Genomic DNA, 17,112 nt, shown 5'->3' with positions numbered 1-17,112 from the left:
TGCTATGAAATGGGCGTGTATCCTGCTGCCACAGCTGGCGCTGGACGGTGTACTGCGTCACCGTCCCGAATGTACCGAACCCCTGGTCTTGCTCGGAGGTACGCCACAACGGCGCGTCCTGCGTGCAGTCAATGCCCATGCCAGGGCGTTGGGGCTGGCGCCAGGGTTGACTCTCGCTGCTGCACAAACCTTATGCCCAGGCTTTGCAACAGCCGAATACGATCTGGACGATATCGAGCGCAACCAGAATCTTTTGGCTGCCTGGGCATATGGCTTCAGTGCCCAGGTGAGTCTGCGTTATCCACGAGCGCTTCTGCTTGAAGTTGAATCGAGCATGCCGTTGTTTGGCCCCTGGCCTGCGTTCTCCAGGCGCCTACGTGACGAGTTGGCGGCGCTCGGCTTCAGCCATCGTATTACCCTGGCGCCCAATCCTGTATCCGCGCGCATCATGGCCAATGTCTCGGATGACCTGGTTATCGCGAACGATACGGAGTTGCGGCAAAGGCTCGGCCCCTTGCCACTGGACCGGGCTGGCCTGGGCAACGCCCTGGTGCAATCGCTTGGCCGTATGGGGTTCAGACGACTCAGGCAGGTAATGGATCTGCCCAGAGCCGAAATAGCCAGGCGCTTTCCCGCCGGTTTGCTGAACCAACTCGATCTGTTACTGGGTAGAAGGCCATTGGCGCTGGGCTTCTACCGGCCGCCTGATACCTTTGATACGCGGGTAGAGTTTAACTTTGAAGTGGAGTCGAACCAACAACTCCTGTTTCCGTTACGTCGCCTGACGTTGGATCTGGCCATGTACCTGGCCGGGAGGGACAGTGGTGTGCAGCGCTTCATGCTGTATCTGGAGCACCGTGCGCAACCGGATAGCCTGATCACGGTAGGACTCCTGACACCCGAACGGGATGCGGGCCTGTTGTTTGAATATGCCCGTGGGCGGCTGGAAATCCATCAGGTTACGGCGCCCATTCTGGCGTTGCGGCTGGTCGCGGAGCAACTTCCAGCCTTTGTACCGGAGCACCGTAGTTTGTTTGAACCGCGACCGCAGCAGACGCTGTCATGGGAGCAGTTACGCGAACGCCTCAGAACACGCCTCAGAACACGCCTTGGTGATTCGGCCGTCTATGCGGTTGGCGGCCAGGGGGATCATCGGCCGGAGGCATCCTGGCGGCAGGATGCCAAATCATGTGATCTACAGATGCTTGCGCAAGGGAAGCGCCCGGCGTGGCTGTTACGTGAGCCTATTCCACTGGGCGAGGCGGCACCCCATATTCTGGCCGGCCCCGAGCGGATCGAGTCTGGCTGGTGGGACGGCAGCGATATACGCCGGGACTACTATCTGGTGGAGCTTCCCAATGGCCGCCTGGCCTGGGCTTATCAGGCAATCGCACAGCGGCCGGGTTGGTGGTTGCATGGGTGGTTTGCATGAGCACTGGTTATGCGGAGCTGCACTGTTTATCCCATTTCAGTTTTCAGCGAGGCGCCTCCAGTGCCGATGAATTGTTTGAACGGGCCAAACGCCTGGGATATGAGGCACTGGCCATCACGGATGAGTGCACGCTTGCCGGTATCGTACGCGCCTGGCAAGCTGCGCAAGCACATGGCCTACCTCTGGTTGTGGGCGCTGAATTCTGTATCAGTGAAGGTCCCAAGGTTGTGCTGCTGGTGGAAGATCTGGGCGGCTACCACCATCTGTGCCGACTGATTACCCGAGCGAGGCGCCGTGCGGAAAAGGGCCGTTATCGTCTGCTCAAGGAGGACCTTACCGATCACTGCTCGGGACTTCTGGCGATCTGGCTGCCTGACACGGACGACAATGCGCAGGGTAGCTGGTTGAGCGAGTGCTTTCCCGGGCGCCTATGGGTAGGTGTCGAGCGGCATTATGGTCCGGATGATGCCGAAAGATGGGTAAGGCTTCAGGCGTTAGGCGCCGCCCTGGATTTGCCTCTGGTCGCCTGTGGCGATGTGCATATGCACGCACGAGGGCGACGCGCCTTGCAGGACACCATGACCGCCATCCGGCATCATGTAACGGTTGCCGAAGCTGGGCAGCGGTTGTTCCCCAATGGCGAACGTCACCTGCGTACCCTGGAGACACTGTTTGAGTGCTATCCGGCAGCGTTGCTGGCCGAGTCGGTGAAGATTGCCCGGCGCTGTCGGTTCAGGCTTGCCGAACTACAGTATCACTATCCTTCGGAGGTGGTGCCTCAGGGGCATACGCCCACTAGCTGGCTACGCAGGTTGGTAGAGCAGGGCAGTATCTGGCGGTGGCCGGAAGGTGTGCCGGACACTGTTACGAAACAGCTGGATCGTGAGCTTGAGCTGATCTGCCAGAAGCGGTACGAGAGTTATTTCCTGACCGTGCATGACATCGTCCGCTTTGCACGAGAGCAAGGCATTCTCTGTCAGGGTCGGGGCTCAGCAGCCAACTCGGCGGTATGCTTTGCCCTGGGGATTACCGAGCTTGACCCGACGCGAATCAATTTACTGTTCGAGCGGTTCATTTCCCATGAGCGAAACGAGCCGCCAGACATCGACGTGGACTTCGAGCACGAGCGCCGTGAAGAGGTCATCCAGTATGTCTTTCAACGTTACGGGCGCACACGTGCAGCCCTGACGGCGGTGGTCAATACCTACCACGCGACTGGCGCCGTGCGTGACGTGGCCAAGGCGCTGGGCTTACCGGCGGATCAGATCAATGCCCTGGCTGAATGCTGCGGTCGCTGGAGCGATCGTATACCGCCTCCGGATCGCCTGCAGGAGGCCGGATTCGACCCGGAGAGTCTGTTGCTCAAGCGGGTGCTCTTCCTGGCTGGTGAGTTGATTGGGTTTCCACGGCATCTCTCGCAGCACCCAGGTGGATTCGTCATTTCGGAGCAATCACTGGAGACGCTTGTACCCGTAGAAAATGCAGCCATGGCCGAGCGTACCGTTATTCAGTGGGACAAGGACGATCTGGACGCCATGGGGCTGCTAAAAGTAGATATCTTGGCGCTGGGCATGCTTAGCGCGCTACGCCGCTGCTTCGATCTGATTCGGCACTACAAAGGACGTGAACTTACCCTAGCCACCATTCCTCAGGAAGACCGAAAGACCTACGCCATGATCAGTCGTGCAGACACCCTAGGCACTTTTCAGATCGAGTCACGGGCCCAGATGGCCATGCTGCCACGGCTCAAGCCACAAACGTTTTATGATCTGGTCATCGAGGTGGCAATCGTTCGTCCCGGGCCTATCCAGGGTGATATGGTTCATCCCTATCTGCGCCGCCGTAACGGCGAGGAGCCTATCGCTTATCCCTCCCGCCTGAAGCGTGTATTCGAGCGTACCTTGGGGGTTCCGCTGTTTCAGGAGCAGGTCATGGAGCTGGCAATTGTGGCTGCAGACTACACGCCTGGCGAGGCCGATCAATTGCGTCGCTCCATGGCCGCCTGGAAGCGCCACGGCGGCCTTGAGCCGCATAGGCAAAGACTGACCGAACGCATGCTTGCCAATGGCTATACGTGGGAATTTGCTGAGCGCATCTTTTTGCAGATTCAGGGCTTTGGCAGTTATGGGTTTCCTGAATCCCATGCAGCCAGCTTTGCGTTACTGACTTATGCCAGTTGCTGGTTGAAATGCCATGAGCCGGCTGCTTTTGCCTGTGCCCTGATCAATAGCTGGCCCATGGGGTTTTATAGCCCTGATCAGGTGTTGCAGGATGCCCGGCGACACGGTATTGAAACGCGTTCAATCGACGTCTGTCATAGCCATTGGGACTGTAGTCTGGAGCAGACAGACACCGACCAGCCTGCAATCCGATTAGGCTTGCGAATGATTCGAGGGCTTTCGGAATCAGCCGGACGCGCTATTGAAAAAGCCTGTGCGGTACAGCCGTTTTTGAGTGTGGCCGATCTCTGTCTGCGAGCAGGGCTCGATGCCAGAGCGCGTGAATGTCTGGCAGACGCTGGCGCGCTCAAAAGCCTGGCGGGGCATCGCTATCAGGCCCGCTGGAATATGGCAGCTATCGAGCCGCAGTTGCCTCTCTTCACAGAGGGCGCAGTGGTGAGCGAGGAACATGTCAAATTACCAGAGCCTACTGTGGCAGACGATCTGTATACCGACTACGCCGCTACAGGTACTACGCTGGGGCCACATCCATTAGCACTGCTCAGGGCTGAGCTCAGGACTCGCCGGCTGCTTGATTCGCGCGAACTTGCCGAGCGATATCATGGGCAGCTCTCGCGCATTGCCGGCCTCGTTGTGGGTCGGCAGCGCCCTGGTACTGCCAGTGGCGTCACCTTTGTAACGCTTGAAGATGAGTATGGAATGGTCAATGTGGTCGTATGGCGTGACCTTGCCGAGCGGCAACGACGCGAACTGCTGCAGTCGAGGCTGCTGCGTATTGATGGTACGGTTGAACGAAAGGAAGGAGTGCTTCATCTCATCGCGGGTCGTCTTACAGACCTGAGCGAGCTGCTTGACGGACTGGATACCCGGAGCCGGGATTTCAAATAGTGAGGTTAACTGCGGGTAAGGTGCGGTTGGGTCTGAGCCTATCGTCGCGCTTGCCTAGCTGACCTTGAGCACTGTCGTATTTTTTATACGAGAGCCGTCCGCCTAGTTGCAAACCTGGTCTGGCACAACCTTTTTAACCCAATGAGTAAGTGCGAATGCTGATACACGTAAGGGCGTGCCAGAAGCCAATCAAGCAAGGCGTTATAATAGCTATGTTGATATCACTATGATCTCATAAAGGCGCAATGAAACTTAAATTTAATGCTATTGAAATAATAGTGTAATAAAACAACTGAATATTAAGCTTTGCTTACTTATTTATTATAGAAATATAGACAATCTATTTCTTGAAGGTTAAAAGGTAGGCGCAAAAACGAGAAGTCGATTTCTTTAAAGCTTAGAGCATGTGAAATGGATATACGCATAGAAAAAGTACAAGCTGAATCCACATGGGTTGTTTGGCTGAATAATATTCCGGTCAAGTTCTATACGGAATATGAAGCCGATGCTTTTGCTCAGAAGCTTTCGACACGCATTGATGCGCTGCAAGACGTCCGGCTGACCAGGGAAAGTCTGGCCGAGGCAGTGTAAAACGCGGAAGCGGGACTCTGGTTAAGGAGTGCCGCTTTAAACGTGTTGTGCTCACTACCGTCTTACTATGCAAGGAGCAGTTTTCAAAGCAAATGATCAGAGCGGTTTTCAACAAAAAGGGAGGCGTGGGCAAGACCAGTATTGCCTGCAACCTCGCCGCCATCAGCGCAGCTGAGGGCTTTCGCACACTTCTGATTGACCTGGACCCACAGGCCAATTCCACTCATTATCTGACAGGCTTTATAGGCGACGAGATTCCGGCCGGTATTGCAGACTTCTTCAAGCAAACGGTTTCTGATTCCGCCAAGAAAGCCAAGGCTTCTATTCTCGAGACGCCCTTTCATAATCTGAGCATCATAACGGCTTCCCGCGAGCTGGAAGATATTCAGATGAAGCTCGAAGCCAAATATAAGATCCAGAAGCTGGGAAAATACCTCGAGAAGTTGATCGATGATTACGATCGTATCTATCTCGATACACCACCGGCGCTGAATTTTTATAGTGTATCGGCCTTGATTGCAGCTGACCGCTGCCTTATTCCTTTTGATTGCGATACGTTTTCGCTTAATGCGTTACGTGAGCTCTTTCTTGATATTGAAGAGATCAAGGAGGACTTCAGTGATCGTTTGCGTGTGGAAGGCATCGTCGTCAATCAGTTCCAGGCCAATGCCGGTGTTCCCCGAGCGCTGTTAGGTGAACTGGAAAAGACGGACATGCCGATTATCCCGACGTACCTTATGGGGTCGGTCAAGATGAAAGAGTCCCACCAGCAGAGCAAGCCGCTTATCCATCTGGACCCTGGCCACAAGCTGACCCAACAATACAAGGCGTTATTCGACTGGCTGGAGCGATAGCGGCATATGTGATTAAGGCAAGCTGCTCATGCCTGTATCCAAAAGGGTAGGCGCCAAACAGTTTCTTTGTCTGGCGCCTGGCTTGTTCACACGTAAGTGAACAGGCGCTCAGCTGGCAAGCGTGACTTGGGCAGGCTCGCGTTGAAATCCGAATCGGCTCGATAGCCAAGGCTTACCAGAACCAGACTCGTGAAGCCCTGTTCACGAAGGCCGAGCTCTTCATCCAGTCTGCGAGAGTCGAAACCTTCCATAGGCGTGGCATCGACCCCCAGACTGGCAGCACCCAGCAATAGCGTTCCCAAGGCCAGGTAGGTCTGTTTTTCCATCCAATGCTGCAAATCCTTCTGGTCGTAGCGATGCAGACTCACGTAATGACGACGGCTCTTGTCCTGTGTGGCCTTGGCTTCTTCAGACCGGAAGCGACCAGCGATATCTTCCTGCTCCAGGATGGCGCCAAGATGTTCTTCGGTCATATCGGTGCGTGTGCAGAGCACTATGACGTGGGACGCATTGAGCACCTTGGGCTGGTTGTAGGCAAACGTGTCTTGTGTCGAGACGGCTAAGCGAGCCTTGCCTTCGTCAGTTGAGGCAACCACGAAATGCCAGGGCTGTGAGTTTACGGATGAAGGGCTCTGGCGTAGCAAGCCAAGCAGTTCTTCAAGCGTGGTGTGCGGTATCTTTCGCGAAGGGTCGAATGCCTTGGTGGTGTACCGCTGACTAAGTAATGTAGATAGATTCATAGGTATCTTCTCTCAGGTCAGGTGAAAGATTGGGCCAGCCAGCGATCAGCCGCTTCCAGAGGCGAAAGCCCTTCCCGGCAGATCCAGTAATCGAGTTCGCTGATTGTGGCGTTTCCCAGCGAGAGCTGAGAAAGCTCATCGAGCAGTGCCGGTGCCAGATGGGCAGCCGTTTCTTCGCGCACAATCAGCGTGGCGTCATCCTGGCCGCCCAGAAGGCCGTGTGGTTCGTGTAGCGCCCGGATGGCGTAGCGGTAATGCAGGAACTGAGGGTGCCAGAGGGGGACGACGATCCATTCGCGATGCTCTACGGCCTGCTCGAATCGCTCGAAACATTGGGCTTGCGTACCGTTGGCGAAGTGATAGCCAACTTGATCAAGGCCATACTGCTCAATGATGTTACGCGAAAAGCGGCTGATACCGGCTCCCGGATTGATGCTCTGTATCAGCAGACTCATATGTGCCGCAACGTCAGGTCGCTTTAGATCATCGATGCTTGCCACCGCCTCGGCAGGCACATAGTCCGGCACGCCCCAGATACAGTACGGCTGATATAGAACGCCCAGGGTACGGGTCTGTTCGGCATAGGGAGCCAGATAGCCCCCATGACTGGCCGGTAGCCAGGCCGATACCAAAAAGTCCACTTCTCCAGCGCCATAGTGCTTGAACATAGCTTCATGGGGAGCAGCTACGCTCTCTACGCGATAACCATGACGCTCAACAATACGTTGTACCACGGCGGCACTGGCAGCATGAAAGCTCAGCCCAATATGACCTATACGAATCGGATTATGCATGATGAGCTCTCCCGTATCAGCGGGTTGGCGCCGGAGCGGCGTTGATCTTCACACGGAACAGGCTGTAAGGCTTGGTACGCAGATCCTTGCCGCCATGAAAGCCAGCCTGGCGATTTAGCTGATTAGCCGTGAAATAGAGATAGCCATCCGGCCCGATGGACAGGGTGTCAGGCCAGATTGCACGAGGATCGTGGACGATGGTCTGCCAAGTGCCGTCGGCAAGCCGTTTGCGAATACCGTTGTGCTCGTAGTCACTGGCATAGACGGCGCCATTGGCATCGGCTTCAAGGCCATCGGAGGCGCCTTTCTCGCCCATATCCAGTACCGCAGCCGATAGCTGTGCTTCAGCCACATGCTCATCCCGTAACAGACGGGTTGGCACTGCATAAAGGTGGCGACTCGAAAGTGGGCTGAAATAGAGCGTCTGACCGTCCGGCGACAGGGCAATACCATCGGATGCCACACCAAACGGTTTAGCGGTTCCATCTGCGCCGCGTGCCAGCATGGCTTCGCCTTCCACGGTAGGAATAAAACGCTTGTCGGCAGAGGTCGAGACGTCTCCATCAAGGCGGCGAGTCGCCTTGCCGGTGGCGATATCCATGACAATGATGGCGCCCGGCCCGCTGACAGACGAGTCGGTGACATACACCGTACCTTCCTTCCCGGTACGGAAGTCAAAGCGCATGTCATTGACATACGTACTCGGCAGGATGACGTTGGCAGGGAAAACCAGCGTCTTCACAACCTTATTGCTCTTGAGGTCGATCGCGACCAGTTTGGCGCCGCCAGGTTGAGGAGCACTGAACTTCGGCGCAGCAGTATCTAGTACCCACAAGCGTCCTTGTCCGTCTGCCACAACGCTTTGCACGCTGATGAAATGCCTGGCCGGTGCCTTTGGGTCAGGCGTATTGATGGCCTGATCAGGGTAGGGGACTACCTTGCCGTCACGTATTTCGCCAACGCTGAAGGGTGCGTTGTCACCCCATTGTGGGAAATTGACAAAGAGGCGGCCTTGCTCGGAAACCGTAACGCCGGTCGGCATGGCGTCATAGAACGCAAACACAGGTTCCAGCTGGCCAATGGATGTCTCATGTGGCAGGTCCTGTGATGCAGGAGCTGCCGCAAACGACAACGTACTCACGGCGGCAATGGTTACGGCCAGCAGGGTGGGAATCAAATGTTTCATTGGGTGGCTCCTTGTAAATGAAAACGGGGTGCCTTGGCGGCGGCTAAGTTATCCAAAACGGCTTCGGCAAAAGAATGAGTGCCCCCTCGTGTCGCTGTTACGATCCAGCCGGCCACGACCGGTGATTCATTGCTGTATAGGGCGCCGTGTAGTTTGAGGTCAGCGATCACAGCGGGTGTTGGATTGCAGGTGGCACGCTTGCCAACCAGCAGGCCGGCATGGGCCAATACCAATGCCCCAGTCCCTATGCCAGCAACCGTCTTCTTGATGGCATCGAAGCCTTGCACGCTATCCCATAGCGACTCGTTGTAACCGAGTGGGCAAAGCGTATCGCTGCTACCAAGCACTACCAGGGCGTCGAATCCGGCAGGGTCAATATGTGCCAGAGGAGCTTGGTCATCGCACGAGAACATACAGGTTTCATGACCTGCCTGCCGCCAGAAGGACACGATGTCGAGCATGTCCTTCGGAAGCAGGGATGTTGTCGTGCTGACTGCAGCAATACGTGACATGGGGCTACTCCTTATCAGAGGCTAAAAGCCTTCCAGGACAAGCTTGCCTTTGGCCTTCCCGCTCTCGATAAGGGCGTGGGCACGGCGCAGGTTTTGCGCATTGATCCGGCCGAAATGCTCTCCTAGCGTAGAGCGCAGCACGCCTTGGTCGATAAGCTCCGCTACCCGGTTCAGCAGCTCATGCTGGCGGATCATGTCGGGTGTTTCGAACATCGGGCGGGTAAACATCAACTCCCAGTGCAATGACAGGGATTTGCGCTTCATGGGTACTACGTCCAGCGTATCGGGATCGTCGATCAGCGCGAGGCGCCCTTGTGGGCGAAGCACTTCGATAAGGTGTGGGAAATGGCTATCGGTATGAGTCAGGCTGATAACATGGCTGACCTCCTTGAGACCGATGCGAGCCAGTTCCTCAGTGAGTGGCTGGCTATGGTCAATCACATGGTGCGCGCCAAGCGCTCGGATCCATTCCTGGGTTTCAGAGCGCGAAGCCGTACCGATAACGGTAAGTTGGGTGAGCTGTCGGGCCAGTTGCGTCAGGATTGAGCCGACCCCGCCTGCGGCGCCGACTATCAGAAGACTTTCGCCTTTGCCACCATTCTCCGGGATGCCTAGTCGATCAAAGAGCAATTCCCAGGCGGTTATGGATGTCAGAGGGAGTGCAGCGGCATCGGCCGCGCCTAGCGAGGCGGGCTTGCGGCCTACAATACGCTCATCCACCAGATGAAACTCACTGTTGGTGCCAGGGCGGGTAATCGAGCCGGCATAGTAAACGTCATCACCCGGTTGGAAGAGTGTCACCTCTGACCCCACCTCACGTACGATGCCTACCGCATCCCAGCCAAGCACACGCGGCGTGTCAGTAGCCGAGCCACCACGGACTTTGGTATCGACAGGATTGACCGAAACGGCCTGAACCTCAACCAGAAGATCGCGTGGACCAGGGGTTGGCGTGGGCAGCTCGATATCAACCAGCGAGCGAGAATCATCGATGGACAGGCCATGCTGGGTATAGGCAATCGCTTTCATGCTGGACTCCATAAGTGAACATACGAACAGGGGCGTTAACCGTGGAGCCATCATCGCGATTCACGACGGGAGCAAACAGCCATCGAAACGGGCAGGACTTTCACTGGCGCAGTGAAAATGGAGTGAAGTAAGCGGAAAGCAATACTGCATGTGTGCTTTGACGCCGCGCCAGGGAACCCTCCAGGAAAAAAAAGCCCCGGTTTCCTTGACGGAGCCGGGGCTGGAAAAAGATGACGTCTGGCGTGTAGCCGCTATGTTCCAACCACACCCAGTTGCTGCAAAAGAGTCAGGTTATCTTCGATGTGCCAGTTCTCCTGGATGCGGCCATTGGCGATGCGGTAGATGTCGGTCGCGATAAGATCAATCGGCTGTCCCTTGCCTTTAATACCCTGGAATTGCCCGCTGAAGTGACCGGTAAAACGCAGATGCGCAACAACCCGATCACCCGCCACGATCATCTGCTCGATCTGACAATCCAGATCCGGTACGGCGGCGCGAAAAGCCTTCGAGGCCGCCAGAGGCCCTTCTACTCCTTGAGCTCTGCCTGGCGGAAGGGTGCGATCCATGAACTGAGGCGCAAGCGCCTCCCGGGCCAACCCTTCGTTACCTGTGGCCCAGAAAGTGCCATATCGGCGTGCTGCCTGAACCGATGCATCAGCTTGTGCCGCCGGGTCAACAATCAGCACACGAGGCTCAATCAAGGGATTGCTAGCAGCCTGAGCCTGAGGGGTAAAGCCAGCAAGCAGTGCGGATAACGCAAATGCCGCTGTAGCGGCCAGGGAAAAACGAGAAGTGTTGGGCATGGAATATCTCCATTCTGAAACCGGATGGGTTTGTGGATGATCAAGGCAGACCATTGGTGATCCAGAAAGGCGGCTCTATTACCGCTTCGAGTGTTGGCTGCGTTGGGCTCTTGTCATGGCATGACGGCTTCGCCTCTGTACACTTCTCGGCTGTGTCGCGGTCTTTTTCGAACTGGGCTTTGGCGGATGTATCTTCATTGAGTAAGCGGCGCATGAGAATTCCTTGAGGTGGTGTCGGGATAACGGGATGGGTCGCTACGTTCGCATCGGGACGTTGCATGCCATGACCGCATCTTCACTGTCGCCAAGCTCCAAAAAAACCCGCAGAATCAAGCAGCACTTTCTCAGGAGGAGTGAAAATGATCCGTTTCGACGATCTGGCCTTGTTTGTTCGCACGGCAGCGCTTGGCAGTTTTTCGGCGGCGGCCAGAGAGGCGGATCTCTTGCCAGGGCAGGTCAATGCTGCAATTCAGCGTCTTGAACGCGAGCTTGATATCCGTCTCTTTGCGCGCTCAACACGCAGCCTCCGGCTGACAGGGGAGGGGGAGCGGTACTTGCCCTATGCCAATGATGTGCTCAGTACACTCAGGGAAGGCCGTGAGCGGCTTCAACCGGAAAGCACTGCACTAGAGGGCGTCATACAGGTGGCTGCACCTTCAGACCTGGGACGTAACGTGCTCCTGCCACGACTCACGGCATTTCGCCGCGAGCATCCCCGTCTTGCGCTTCGGTTGTTTCTGTCCGATCAGGTGGCGAATGTCTTTCGCGATCCGGTTGATGTGGCCTTGCGCTACGGGATGATGGAGGACGCAAGCTTTATTGCCTTACCACTGGCGCCCGAGAATCGGCGGGTGCTGGCCGCGTCCCCTGCTTACCTCGAGCGGCACGGGCGGCCGGCCTCTCTCAAGGATCTGGCGGAGCACCCTTGCCTGCTTTATATGCTCAATGGTCGGGTGTATGACAATTGGGTCTTTCCCGACGTCAACGGTCGCCGTGAAACCATCGTCGTCAAAGGCCCACTGATGAGTGATGATGCTGATATTGTTCGCCGGTGGGCACTTGAGGGCGAAGGGATTATCTACAAGTCATGGCTGGATGTCAGTGCAGATGTATTAGCCGGGCGGTTGGAGGTCCTGCTGCCGGAGATTCCCGGCGAGAGCTGTGCGCTGCATATGGTTTGCCCGCACCGCAAGCAATTCTCTCCTGGCGTCAGGCTACTGTATGAGTGGCTCAGGTCGGGATTTGCAGACCTGATTCAGGCCTATTCCATGCTCGATACGAAACGTATTGCCTGATAACACTATTTTCTCGAATCGAGTGAAAGTGTTATCGCGTCATGGCGGTGTTTACCCGCTCGAAGCACTCCTACTATCGGCACAGACGTTCCCGATACTGCTTTTCAACACTGGGAACATATCACTCCAACCGATAGCAGGAGAGTCACCATGATGTACGACTGGAACACCTATCAGAAGCAACTGGTTAGCACCATTGGCGAAATTGGCAAGCTGAGCCCTGATACTGTGCGCGGTTACTCGCTCTTGAGCGAGGCGGGTAACAAGACCAATCACCTAGATGCCAAGACGCGTGAGTTGATTGCGCTGGCCGTTGCCGTCACCCGTCAATGCGATGGCTGTATCACGGTCCATACCGATGCCGCTATCAAGAAAGGCGCCAGTAAAGAAGAAATTGCCGAAGCGCTGGGCGTAGCGGTAGCAATCAATGCGGGTGCGGCTATGGTGTATTCAGCCCGTGTAATGGATGCGTACGCGGCCAAGACTTCCGTGTAGCGAAAGCGGATCTTCTTACAGTACTCCTGGCCGCTAATCGAATTTTGACGATATCGATTCGCTGCCAGGATGCTTTTGTAAAAGTTACCTTTGAAGATAACTAATAATTCGATACCTCGATTAGGTTACCGTCCGGGTCTCGAAAATAAACCGAGACGATTGCTCCGGTGGCACCGGTACGCCGTACCGGTCCGTCAATCACTGTAACGCCTGTCGAATGCAGATGGGTCACGACATCCTCAATAGGCATACGGGTAATCAGGCAAATGTCGACGGCACCCGGTGTCGGCTTCTCGGCTTTGGGTTCGAACTCCTTTCCCGCTTCATGCAGGTTGAATTTCTGCTCGCCAAACGCCAAGGCCTTACGTCCTTCGCCAAATGTGATGACGTCCATGCCCAGCACACGAGTATAGAAGTCACAGGTCCGCTCAAGGTTGCGAACGGTCAAAACAAGGTGGTCGATCCTGTCGATCTGCATGGCCTGTCTCTTGTGCATTGGACGCTGACAATGGTGCGATTTATAGAGCCTTTGCTGTGGCCTCGTCCAACAACGGCGCATTCAATAGACTTATCAAGCTATAATACCAGCCCATATATATGTACATACTTAAAAGACACATTTGAGCAAAGTAAACAGGTAACCAAGTTAGCCGCCGTTGCTCATGAGTTCTATGCTGAAAGCATTCAGCTAGAGCGATTTGATGTACCTTGGATATTAAGAAAAAAGTTGCCTTTGGCTACTCAAGAAATACTCCAGCCCTGCCGTTAACCATCGACCCCTTTCTTGGTTTAGCCGGTGCATCATGTTCAATGCTCGCTTGAAAAAGGACTTGCAAGTCCAGGCCGAAGAGCTGACAGCGTTACGTCAGATCATCAACGGAATGAACGATTCCATGGTCGCCTTGACCCTTGATCCTGAGTTCCGTATTCAGAGTGCCAACAGCAAATTTCTTCAGACGCTGGGCTACTCGGCTGACCAAGTGATAGGACGTCCAATGGCAGATATTGTGCCTCCCTATGTGAAGACGTTGCCATGCTTCCACAACTTTCGTGCAGCCGTTGCCAAAGGGCTCCCGGTCAGTGACGAATATCGCTATATCCGCAAGGATGGCGCGCTCGCTTGGCTAAACATCCATTGGCAACCTGTACGGGACCAAGAGAATAAGCTTTCCTATATCCAGGGCTTTGGCAAGGAAGTGACCAAAACCATCGAGCTTGCCAAGGAGAACGAGCATTTCATCAACGCATTGCTGCGCTCTACGGCAGTCATTGAATTCAACCTTGACGGTACGGTGATCAAGGCTAACGACTTGTTCCTCAGGACGATGGGGTATTCAGAGCCGCAGATAGCAGGTAAGCACCACCGCATTTTCTGCACACAGCAAGAAGCATCCTCTGCAGAGTATGAGGCATTCTGGGCCAAGCTGAACCGGGGCGAATTTGTTGCCGGCCGCTTCAGGCGAGTCGATAGTCACGGTGCCGAAGTCTGGCTCGAGGCTACGTATAACCCGGTCTATGACTCACATAACCGGCTTTACAAGGTCGTGAAATTCGCAACGGTCGTTACGGATCAGGTGCTTCGGGAAGCCGAGGTGCGCGAAGCGGCCGGAATAGCCTTTGATATCTCCAGACAAACAGACATCATCGCTCAGCGGGGCGCTGCGGTCGTGAATAATGCCGTCGAAACCATGCAGCAGATTTCGGTTGAAATGCAGGCTGCTGCCGAGGGGATCGAAGCGCTAGACCGGCAGTCACTGCTGATCAACTCCATCGTCCAGACAATTGGCGGCATTGCTGCACAAACCAATCTGCTGGCGCTTGATGCCGCAATCGAAGCCGCTCGTGCCGGCGAGCAGGGGCGAGGCTTTGCCGTGGTCGCTGATGAAGTACGACAACTGGCAGGGCGTACCAGCTCGGCGACTGAAGAAATTGTAGGCGTCGTGCAGCAGAATCAGAAAATGACCGAAACCGCCGTACGCGGCATGGCCAGCAGCCGTGAACAGGCCGCGCGGGGACTGGATCTGGCTGCACAAGCCGGTACGGCGATCGTCGAGATTCAGGAGGGGGCAAAACAGGTCGTGGGAGCAGTCAAACGCTTTGCCAGCGAGCTCTAGTCGGCATAAGTCTGGTGTAGGGCCAAGCTGCTTTATCTATAGCAAAAGGCTTACACAAGCGTGGGAAAAGCAGCGCTATTACTCAGCTAAGTCATGTCCTAATCTACACATATTGGATGGAGCGCAGGACGCGCTCAGTCAGGTCAAGGATGATGACCAAGCCAGGATGGCAGCTTGATACGGATATCGAGCACGGTCAGCAAAAACCCGCTTCGGCGGGTTTTTTGTTGCCTACAAAATAGCCTCGCTTTAGCAGAAAAAGTCTGTCGCACAGGAAAGGCCGGATTAATTGTAGGAGTCTTGGCTAACATTGGATGTTTGACTCAGATCAGTTTTAAAGCCCCTTGCTACATTAATTCGCTGCGCTGGGAGCATGGCCAAAATGGCGGCGAAAGGCCCGGCTGAAACTGGCGCCGTCCGAGAAGCCCACCCGGTGAGCAATAGTAATCAAATTAAACTTTCGTTCGTTGATCAGCTGTTGTGCCTTGAGCATGCGTCGGGCAGCTATGTATTGCTGAGGGCTCAGGCCTGAGAGCTGTTTGATCAACACATACAGATGGCTTGTGCTGACATGGCAGAGGTTGGCCAGTTCTTCGTTCTCTATAAGCCGATGCATATGATGATCTATATAATCATCAAGGCGGGCTTTTTCGAGCCTGCCTGATTTCAGAGAGGCAACGGGTGTATATGCTCCCTGTAGTATCAATTCTCCTAGAAAAGCCGAGATCAACTGATATTGAAGTACCGGCATGGTATGGCTGTTCAGGTGGCGAACCTGATAGTCCGTCCAGCTTAGCAGATTTAGCACACCCGGACTTGGAGGTAATAGAGCAGGCTCGCTCAGCAGTCGCGATTCGATAGAGACCGTGCAGGCCTCCTCAAAGGCCTTGATGAAGGCGTCTTCGACGTTGAGGTCGATTACCAGCAACTGGCACCGCTCGGAGGCACCGCGATACCGGTGTTCGGTATCGCAGGGCAAGAGGCCAATGGCGCCACGCGCGACCTCTCCGCTGTTGGCAGGCAGCTCACAATGCATAACTCCTTGTTGACCAATCAGTATCTGGGGATAGCTATGGGTATGGACGCCACGGCTGGTCGCAATGAGATTAGTTCGGAAGGAAGTCTGCACAGTGCGTAAACCTAATAGTTTGAGACAAGGCTGTCATAATCTGGGTCAACATAGGCTTGCATTAGCATACTAGGCTGGGGGCTCGTTTGATGTCGAGCACCTACTATGTATCTAGACGCAAAACAGTTGGCTGAGGCCTTGCCTTGGCCTGCGCTTATCGAGGCCCTTTCCCGAATCTTCACGCGTACGGCCCACTCGCCGGTGCGCCATCATCACCGTATCGAAGTACCTGGAGATCCTGCTGCCATGTTGTTGCTGATGCCCGCCTGGATCGAAGGTGAGTATGTGGGCGTCAAGCAGGTCAATGTCTTTCCTGGTAACAACGCTCGAGGCAAGCCGGGCTTGAGTAGCCATTACCTGCTCAGCTGTGGCAAGACAGGTCTCCCGCTAGGTCAGTTCGACGGAAATGAACTGACGGCACGCCGCACCGCAGCAGCTTCGGCACTGGCATCAACGTATCTTTCCCGGCCCGACTCGAAAACACTGCTGATGGTTGGGGCTGGGCGTATGGGACATTATCTTGTTCCTGCCCATCTCTCGGTAAGGCAGATCGAGCAGGTCAGAATTTACGATCGAAACGAGGTTTCTGCCGAGCGTTTTGCCCAGGAACTCATCCAGCAGGGAATAGTAGCGCAAGCAGTACGGCCGGATGAACTTGCGCAGGCTGCCGTAGCCGCCGACATCATTAGTTGTGCAACGCTTGCTAATGAGCCTGTGATTAAGGGCGAATGGTTGAGCCCCGGGGTGCATGTGGATCTGGTGGGCAGCTTTACTCCTCAGATGCGTGAGGCAGATGATGATGTGGTTCGCCGCTGTGCAATTTTTGTCGACACGCGCGAAGGTACACTTTCCGAAACGGGTGATTTGATCACCCCCATCAAACAAGGCGTTATCACACCGCAGTCCATTCAAGCCGAATTCAGCGACCTCTGCAACGGTAAGCACAAGGGGCGCGCTGCGCTGGAGAGTTCTGATGCTGCAATGACATTGTTCAAGTCTGTCGGCGCCTCTGTGGAGGACTTGGCTGCCGCCATACTGGCCTATGAACGTTCATCGGCAAACAGGTAGGC

17 protein-coding genes and 1 pseudogene are annotated in these 17,112 nt (G+C 55.3%); 9 read left to right on the top strand and 9 right to left on the bottom strand.

All coding sequences use genetic code 11. The features are described from left to right. The first annotated feature begins 4 nt into the window (after positions 1-4). The 4 genes from B3729_RS01315 to B3729_RS01300 all read left to right on the top strand — a co-directional run bounded on the left by B3729_RS01315 (position 5) and on the right by B3729_RS01300 (position 5,945). Positions 5-1,432 (top strand): Y-family DNA polymerase, encoded by a 1,428-nt coding sequence (locus B3729_RS01315; RefSeq protein ID WP_286786832.1) that lies wholly within the window; start codon positions 5-7, stop codon positions 1,430-1,432. Beyond that, complete coding sequence (locus B3729_RS01310) at positions 1,408-4,500, top strand: error-prone DNA polymerase (RefSeq protein WP_286786831.1); 3,093 nt, start codon at positions 1,408-1,410, stop codon at positions 4,498-4,500. Before B3729_RS01315 ends, B3729_RS01310 begins: the two co-directional genes overlap by 25 nt. Before the next feature lie 411 nt (positions 4,501-4,911). Then, on the top strand, positions 4,912-5,091 hold the full coding sequence (locus B3729_RS01305; RefSeq protein ID WP_074829264.1) for a hypothetical protein: 180 nt from the start codon (positions 4,912-4,914) through the stop codon (positions 5,089-5,091). A 92-nt stretch (positions 5,092-5,183) separates the two neighbouring features. Next, entirely contained in the window at positions 5,184-5,945 is a 762-nt protein-coding gene (locus B3729_RS01300; protein WP_010798654.1) for a ParA family protein, read from the top strand. An 86-nt stretch (positions 5,946-6,031) separates the two neighbouring features. Here B3729_RS01300 and nfsB read toward each other — a convergent pair whose 3' ends face one another. The 7 genes from nfsB to B3729_RS01265 all read right to left on the bottom strand — a co-directional run bounded on the left by nfsB (position 6,032) and on the right by B3729_RS01265 (position 11,223). After that, complete coding sequence (nfsB, locus tag B3729_RS01295) at positions 6,032-6,685, bottom strand: oxygen-insensitive NAD(P)H nitroreductase (protein WP_286786830.1); 654 nt, start codon at positions 6,683-6,685, stop codon at positions 6,032-6,034. 17 nt (positions 6,686-6,702) lie between these two features. Next, complete coding sequence (locus B3729_RS01290) at positions 6,703-7,479, bottom strand: glycine betaine ABC transporter substrate-binding protein (RefSeq protein ID WP_286786829.1); 777 nt, start codon at positions 7,477-7,479, stop codon at positions 6,703-6,705. Between the two features lie 16 nt (positions 7,480-7,495). Next, complete coding sequence (locus tag B3729_RS01285; protein WP_286786828.1) at positions 7,496-8,665, bottom strand: L-dopachrome tautomerase-related protein; 1,170 nt, start codon at positions 8,663-8,665, stop codon at positions 7,496-7,498. Then, on the bottom strand, positions 8,662-9,177 hold the full coding sequence (locus B3729_RS01280) for a DJ-1/PfpI family protein (RefSeq protein WP_286786827.1): 516 nt from the start codon (positions 9,175-9,177) through the stop codon (positions 8,662-8,664). The genes B3729_RS01285 and B3729_RS01280 overlap by 4 nt, the downstream gene beginning before the upstream one ends. 21 nt (positions 9,178-9,198) lie before the next feature. After that, entirely contained in the window at positions 9,199-10,206 is a 1,008-nt protein-coding gene (locus B3729_RS01275; RefSeq protein WP_286786826.1) for a zinc-binding alcohol dehydrogenase family protein, read from the bottom strand. 251 nt (positions 10,207-10,457) lie between these two features. Further along, positions 10,458-11,009, bottom strand: coding sequence for an ester cyclase (locus B3729_RS01270; RefSeq protein WP_286786825.1), 552 nt, complete (start codon positions 11,007-11,009; stop codon positions 10,458-10,460). A gap of 40 nt (positions 11,010-11,049) precedes the next feature. Continuing rightward, positions 11,050-11,223 (bottom strand): hypothetical protein, encoded by a 174-nt coding sequence (locus tag B3729_RS01265; protein ID WP_286786824.1) that lies wholly within the window; start codon positions 11,221-11,223, stop codon positions 11,050-11,052. A 145-nt stretch (positions 11,224-11,368) separates the two neighbouring features. On the opposite strand from B3729_RS01265, the gene B3729_RS01260 reads away from it, so the two are divergent. Both B3729_RS01260 and B3729_RS01255 read left to right on the top strand, forming a co-directional pair. Then, positions 11,369-12,304, top strand: coding sequence for a LysR family transcriptional regulator (locus B3729_RS01260; protein WP_286786823.1), 936 nt, complete (start codon positions 11,369-11,371; stop codon positions 12,302-12,304). A 153-nt stretch (positions 12,305-12,457) separates the two neighbouring features. Next, positions 12,458-12,799, top strand: a complete 342-nt coding sequence (locus B3729_RS01255; RefSeq protein WP_026003721.1) for a carboxymuconolactone decarboxylase family protein — start codon at positions 12,458-12,460, stop codon at positions 12,797-12,799. Positions 12,800-12,899: 100 nt separating this feature from the next. On the opposite strand, the gene B3729_RS01250 is transcribed toward B3729_RS01255, so the two are convergent. Beyond that, positions 12,900-13,277, bottom strand: a complete 378-nt coding sequence (locus tag B3729_RS01250; RefSeq protein ID WP_286786822.1) for a VOC family protein — start codon at positions 13,275-13,277, stop codon at positions 12,900-12,902. Positions 13,278-13,602: 325 nt separating this feature from the next. Between B3729_RS01250 and B3729_RS24675 the strand changes: the two are divergent. Both B3729_RS24675 and B3729_RS24670 read left to right on the top strand, forming a co-directional pair. Next, positions 13,603-14,364: pseudogene (locus tag B3729_RS24675) on the top strand (PAS domain-containing protein); the annotation flags it as partial. After that, the gene (locus B3729_RS24670) at positions 14,344-14,913 is read left to right on the top strand and encodes a methyl-accepting chemotaxis protein (RefSeq protein WP_409438659.1); all 570 of its coding nucleotides are present in this window, start codon (positions 14,344-14,346) and stop codon (positions 14,911-14,913) included. The pseudogene B3729_RS24675 and the gene B3729_RS24670, both read left to right, overlap by 21 nt. A gap of 352 nt (positions 14,914-15,265) precedes the next feature. On the opposite strand, the gene B3729_RS01240 is transcribed toward B3729_RS24670, so the two are convergent. Next, a complete protein-coding gene (locus B3729_RS01240; protein WP_125889184.1) occupies positions 15,266-16,042 on the bottom strand; it encodes an AraC family transcriptional regulator in 777 nt (258 codons plus the stop codon). Positions 16,043-16,147: 105 nt separating this feature from the next. Here B3729_RS01240 and B3729_RS01235 point away from each other — a divergent pair, with 105 nt between their 5' ends. After that, positions 16,148-17,110, top strand: coding sequence for an ornithine cyclodeaminase family protein (locus tag B3729_RS01235; RefSeq protein WP_125889183.1), 963 nt, complete (start codon positions 16,148-16,150; stop codon positions 17,108-17,110). The last annotated feature ends 2 nt before the right edge of the window (positions 17,111-17,112 follow it).

Origin of the sequence: Pseudomonas sp. UBA3149, from assembly GCF_002364655.1 — a bacterium.
GTDB classification, from domain to species: domain Bacteria; phylum Pseudomonadota; class Gammaproteobacteria; order Pseudomonadales; family Pseudomonadaceae; genus Chryseomonas; species Chryseomonas luteola.
This window is presented reverse-complemented; position numbering and strand designations above follow the sequence as displayed.

Bases quoted from the DNA above. Each gene is read 5' to 3' on its own strand.
- B3729_RS01250 (WP_286786822.1), bottom strand. From the start codon at position 13,277: ATGCAGATCGACAGGATCGACCACCTTGTTTTGACCGTTCGCAACCTT.
- B3729_RS01265 (WP_286786824.1), bottom strand. From the start codon at position 11,223: ATGCGCCGCTTACTCAATGAAGATACATCCGCCAAAGCCCAGTTCGAA.
- B3729_RS01290 (WP_286786829.1), bottom strand. From the start codon at position 7,479: ATGCATAATCCGATTCGTATAGGTCATATTGGGCTGAGCTTTCATGCT.
- B3729_RS01300 (WP_010798654.1), top strand. From the start codon at position 5,184: ATGATCAGAGCGGTTTTCAACAAAAAGGGAGGCGTGGGCAAGACCAGT.
- B3729_RS01270 (WP_286786825.1), bottom strand. From the start codon at position 11,009: ATGCCCAACACTTCTCGTTTTTCCCTGGCCGCTACAGCGGCATTTGCG.
- B3729_RS01315 (WP_286786832.1), top strand. From the start codon at position 5: ATGAAATGGGCGTGTATCCTGCTGCCACAGCTGGCGCTGGACGGTGTA.
- B3729_RS01305 (WP_074829264.1), top strand. From the start codon at position 4,912: ATGGATATACGCATAGAAAAAGTACAAGCTGAATCCACATGGGTTGTT.
- B3729_RS01235 (WP_125889183.1), top strand. From the start codon at position 16,148: ATGTATCTAGACGCAAAACAGTTGGCTGAGGCCTTGCCTTGGCCTGCG.
- B3729_RS01275 (WP_286786826.1), bottom strand. From the start codon at position 10,206: ATGAAAGCGATTGCCTATACCCAGCATGGCCTGTCCATCGATGATTCT.
- B3729_RS01260 (WP_286786823.1), top strand. From the start codon at position 11,369: ATGATCCGTTTCGACGATCTGGCCTTGTTTGTTCGCACGGCAGCGCTT.
- B3729_RS01280 (WP_286786827.1), bottom strand. From the start codon at position 9,177: ATGTCACGTATTGCTGCAGTCAGCACGACAACATCCCTGCTTCCGAAG.
- nfsB (WP_286786830.1), bottom strand. From the start codon at position 6,685: ATGAATCTATCTACATTACTTAGTCAGCGGTACACCACCAAGGCATTC.
- B3729_RS01285 (WP_286786828.1), bottom strand. From the start codon at position 8,665: ATGAAACATTTGATTCCCACCCTGCTGGCCGTAACCATTGCCGCCGTG.
- B3729_RS01255 (WP_026003721.1), top strand. From the start codon at position 12,458: ATGTACGACTGGAACACCTATCAGAAGCAACTGGTTAGCACCATTGGC.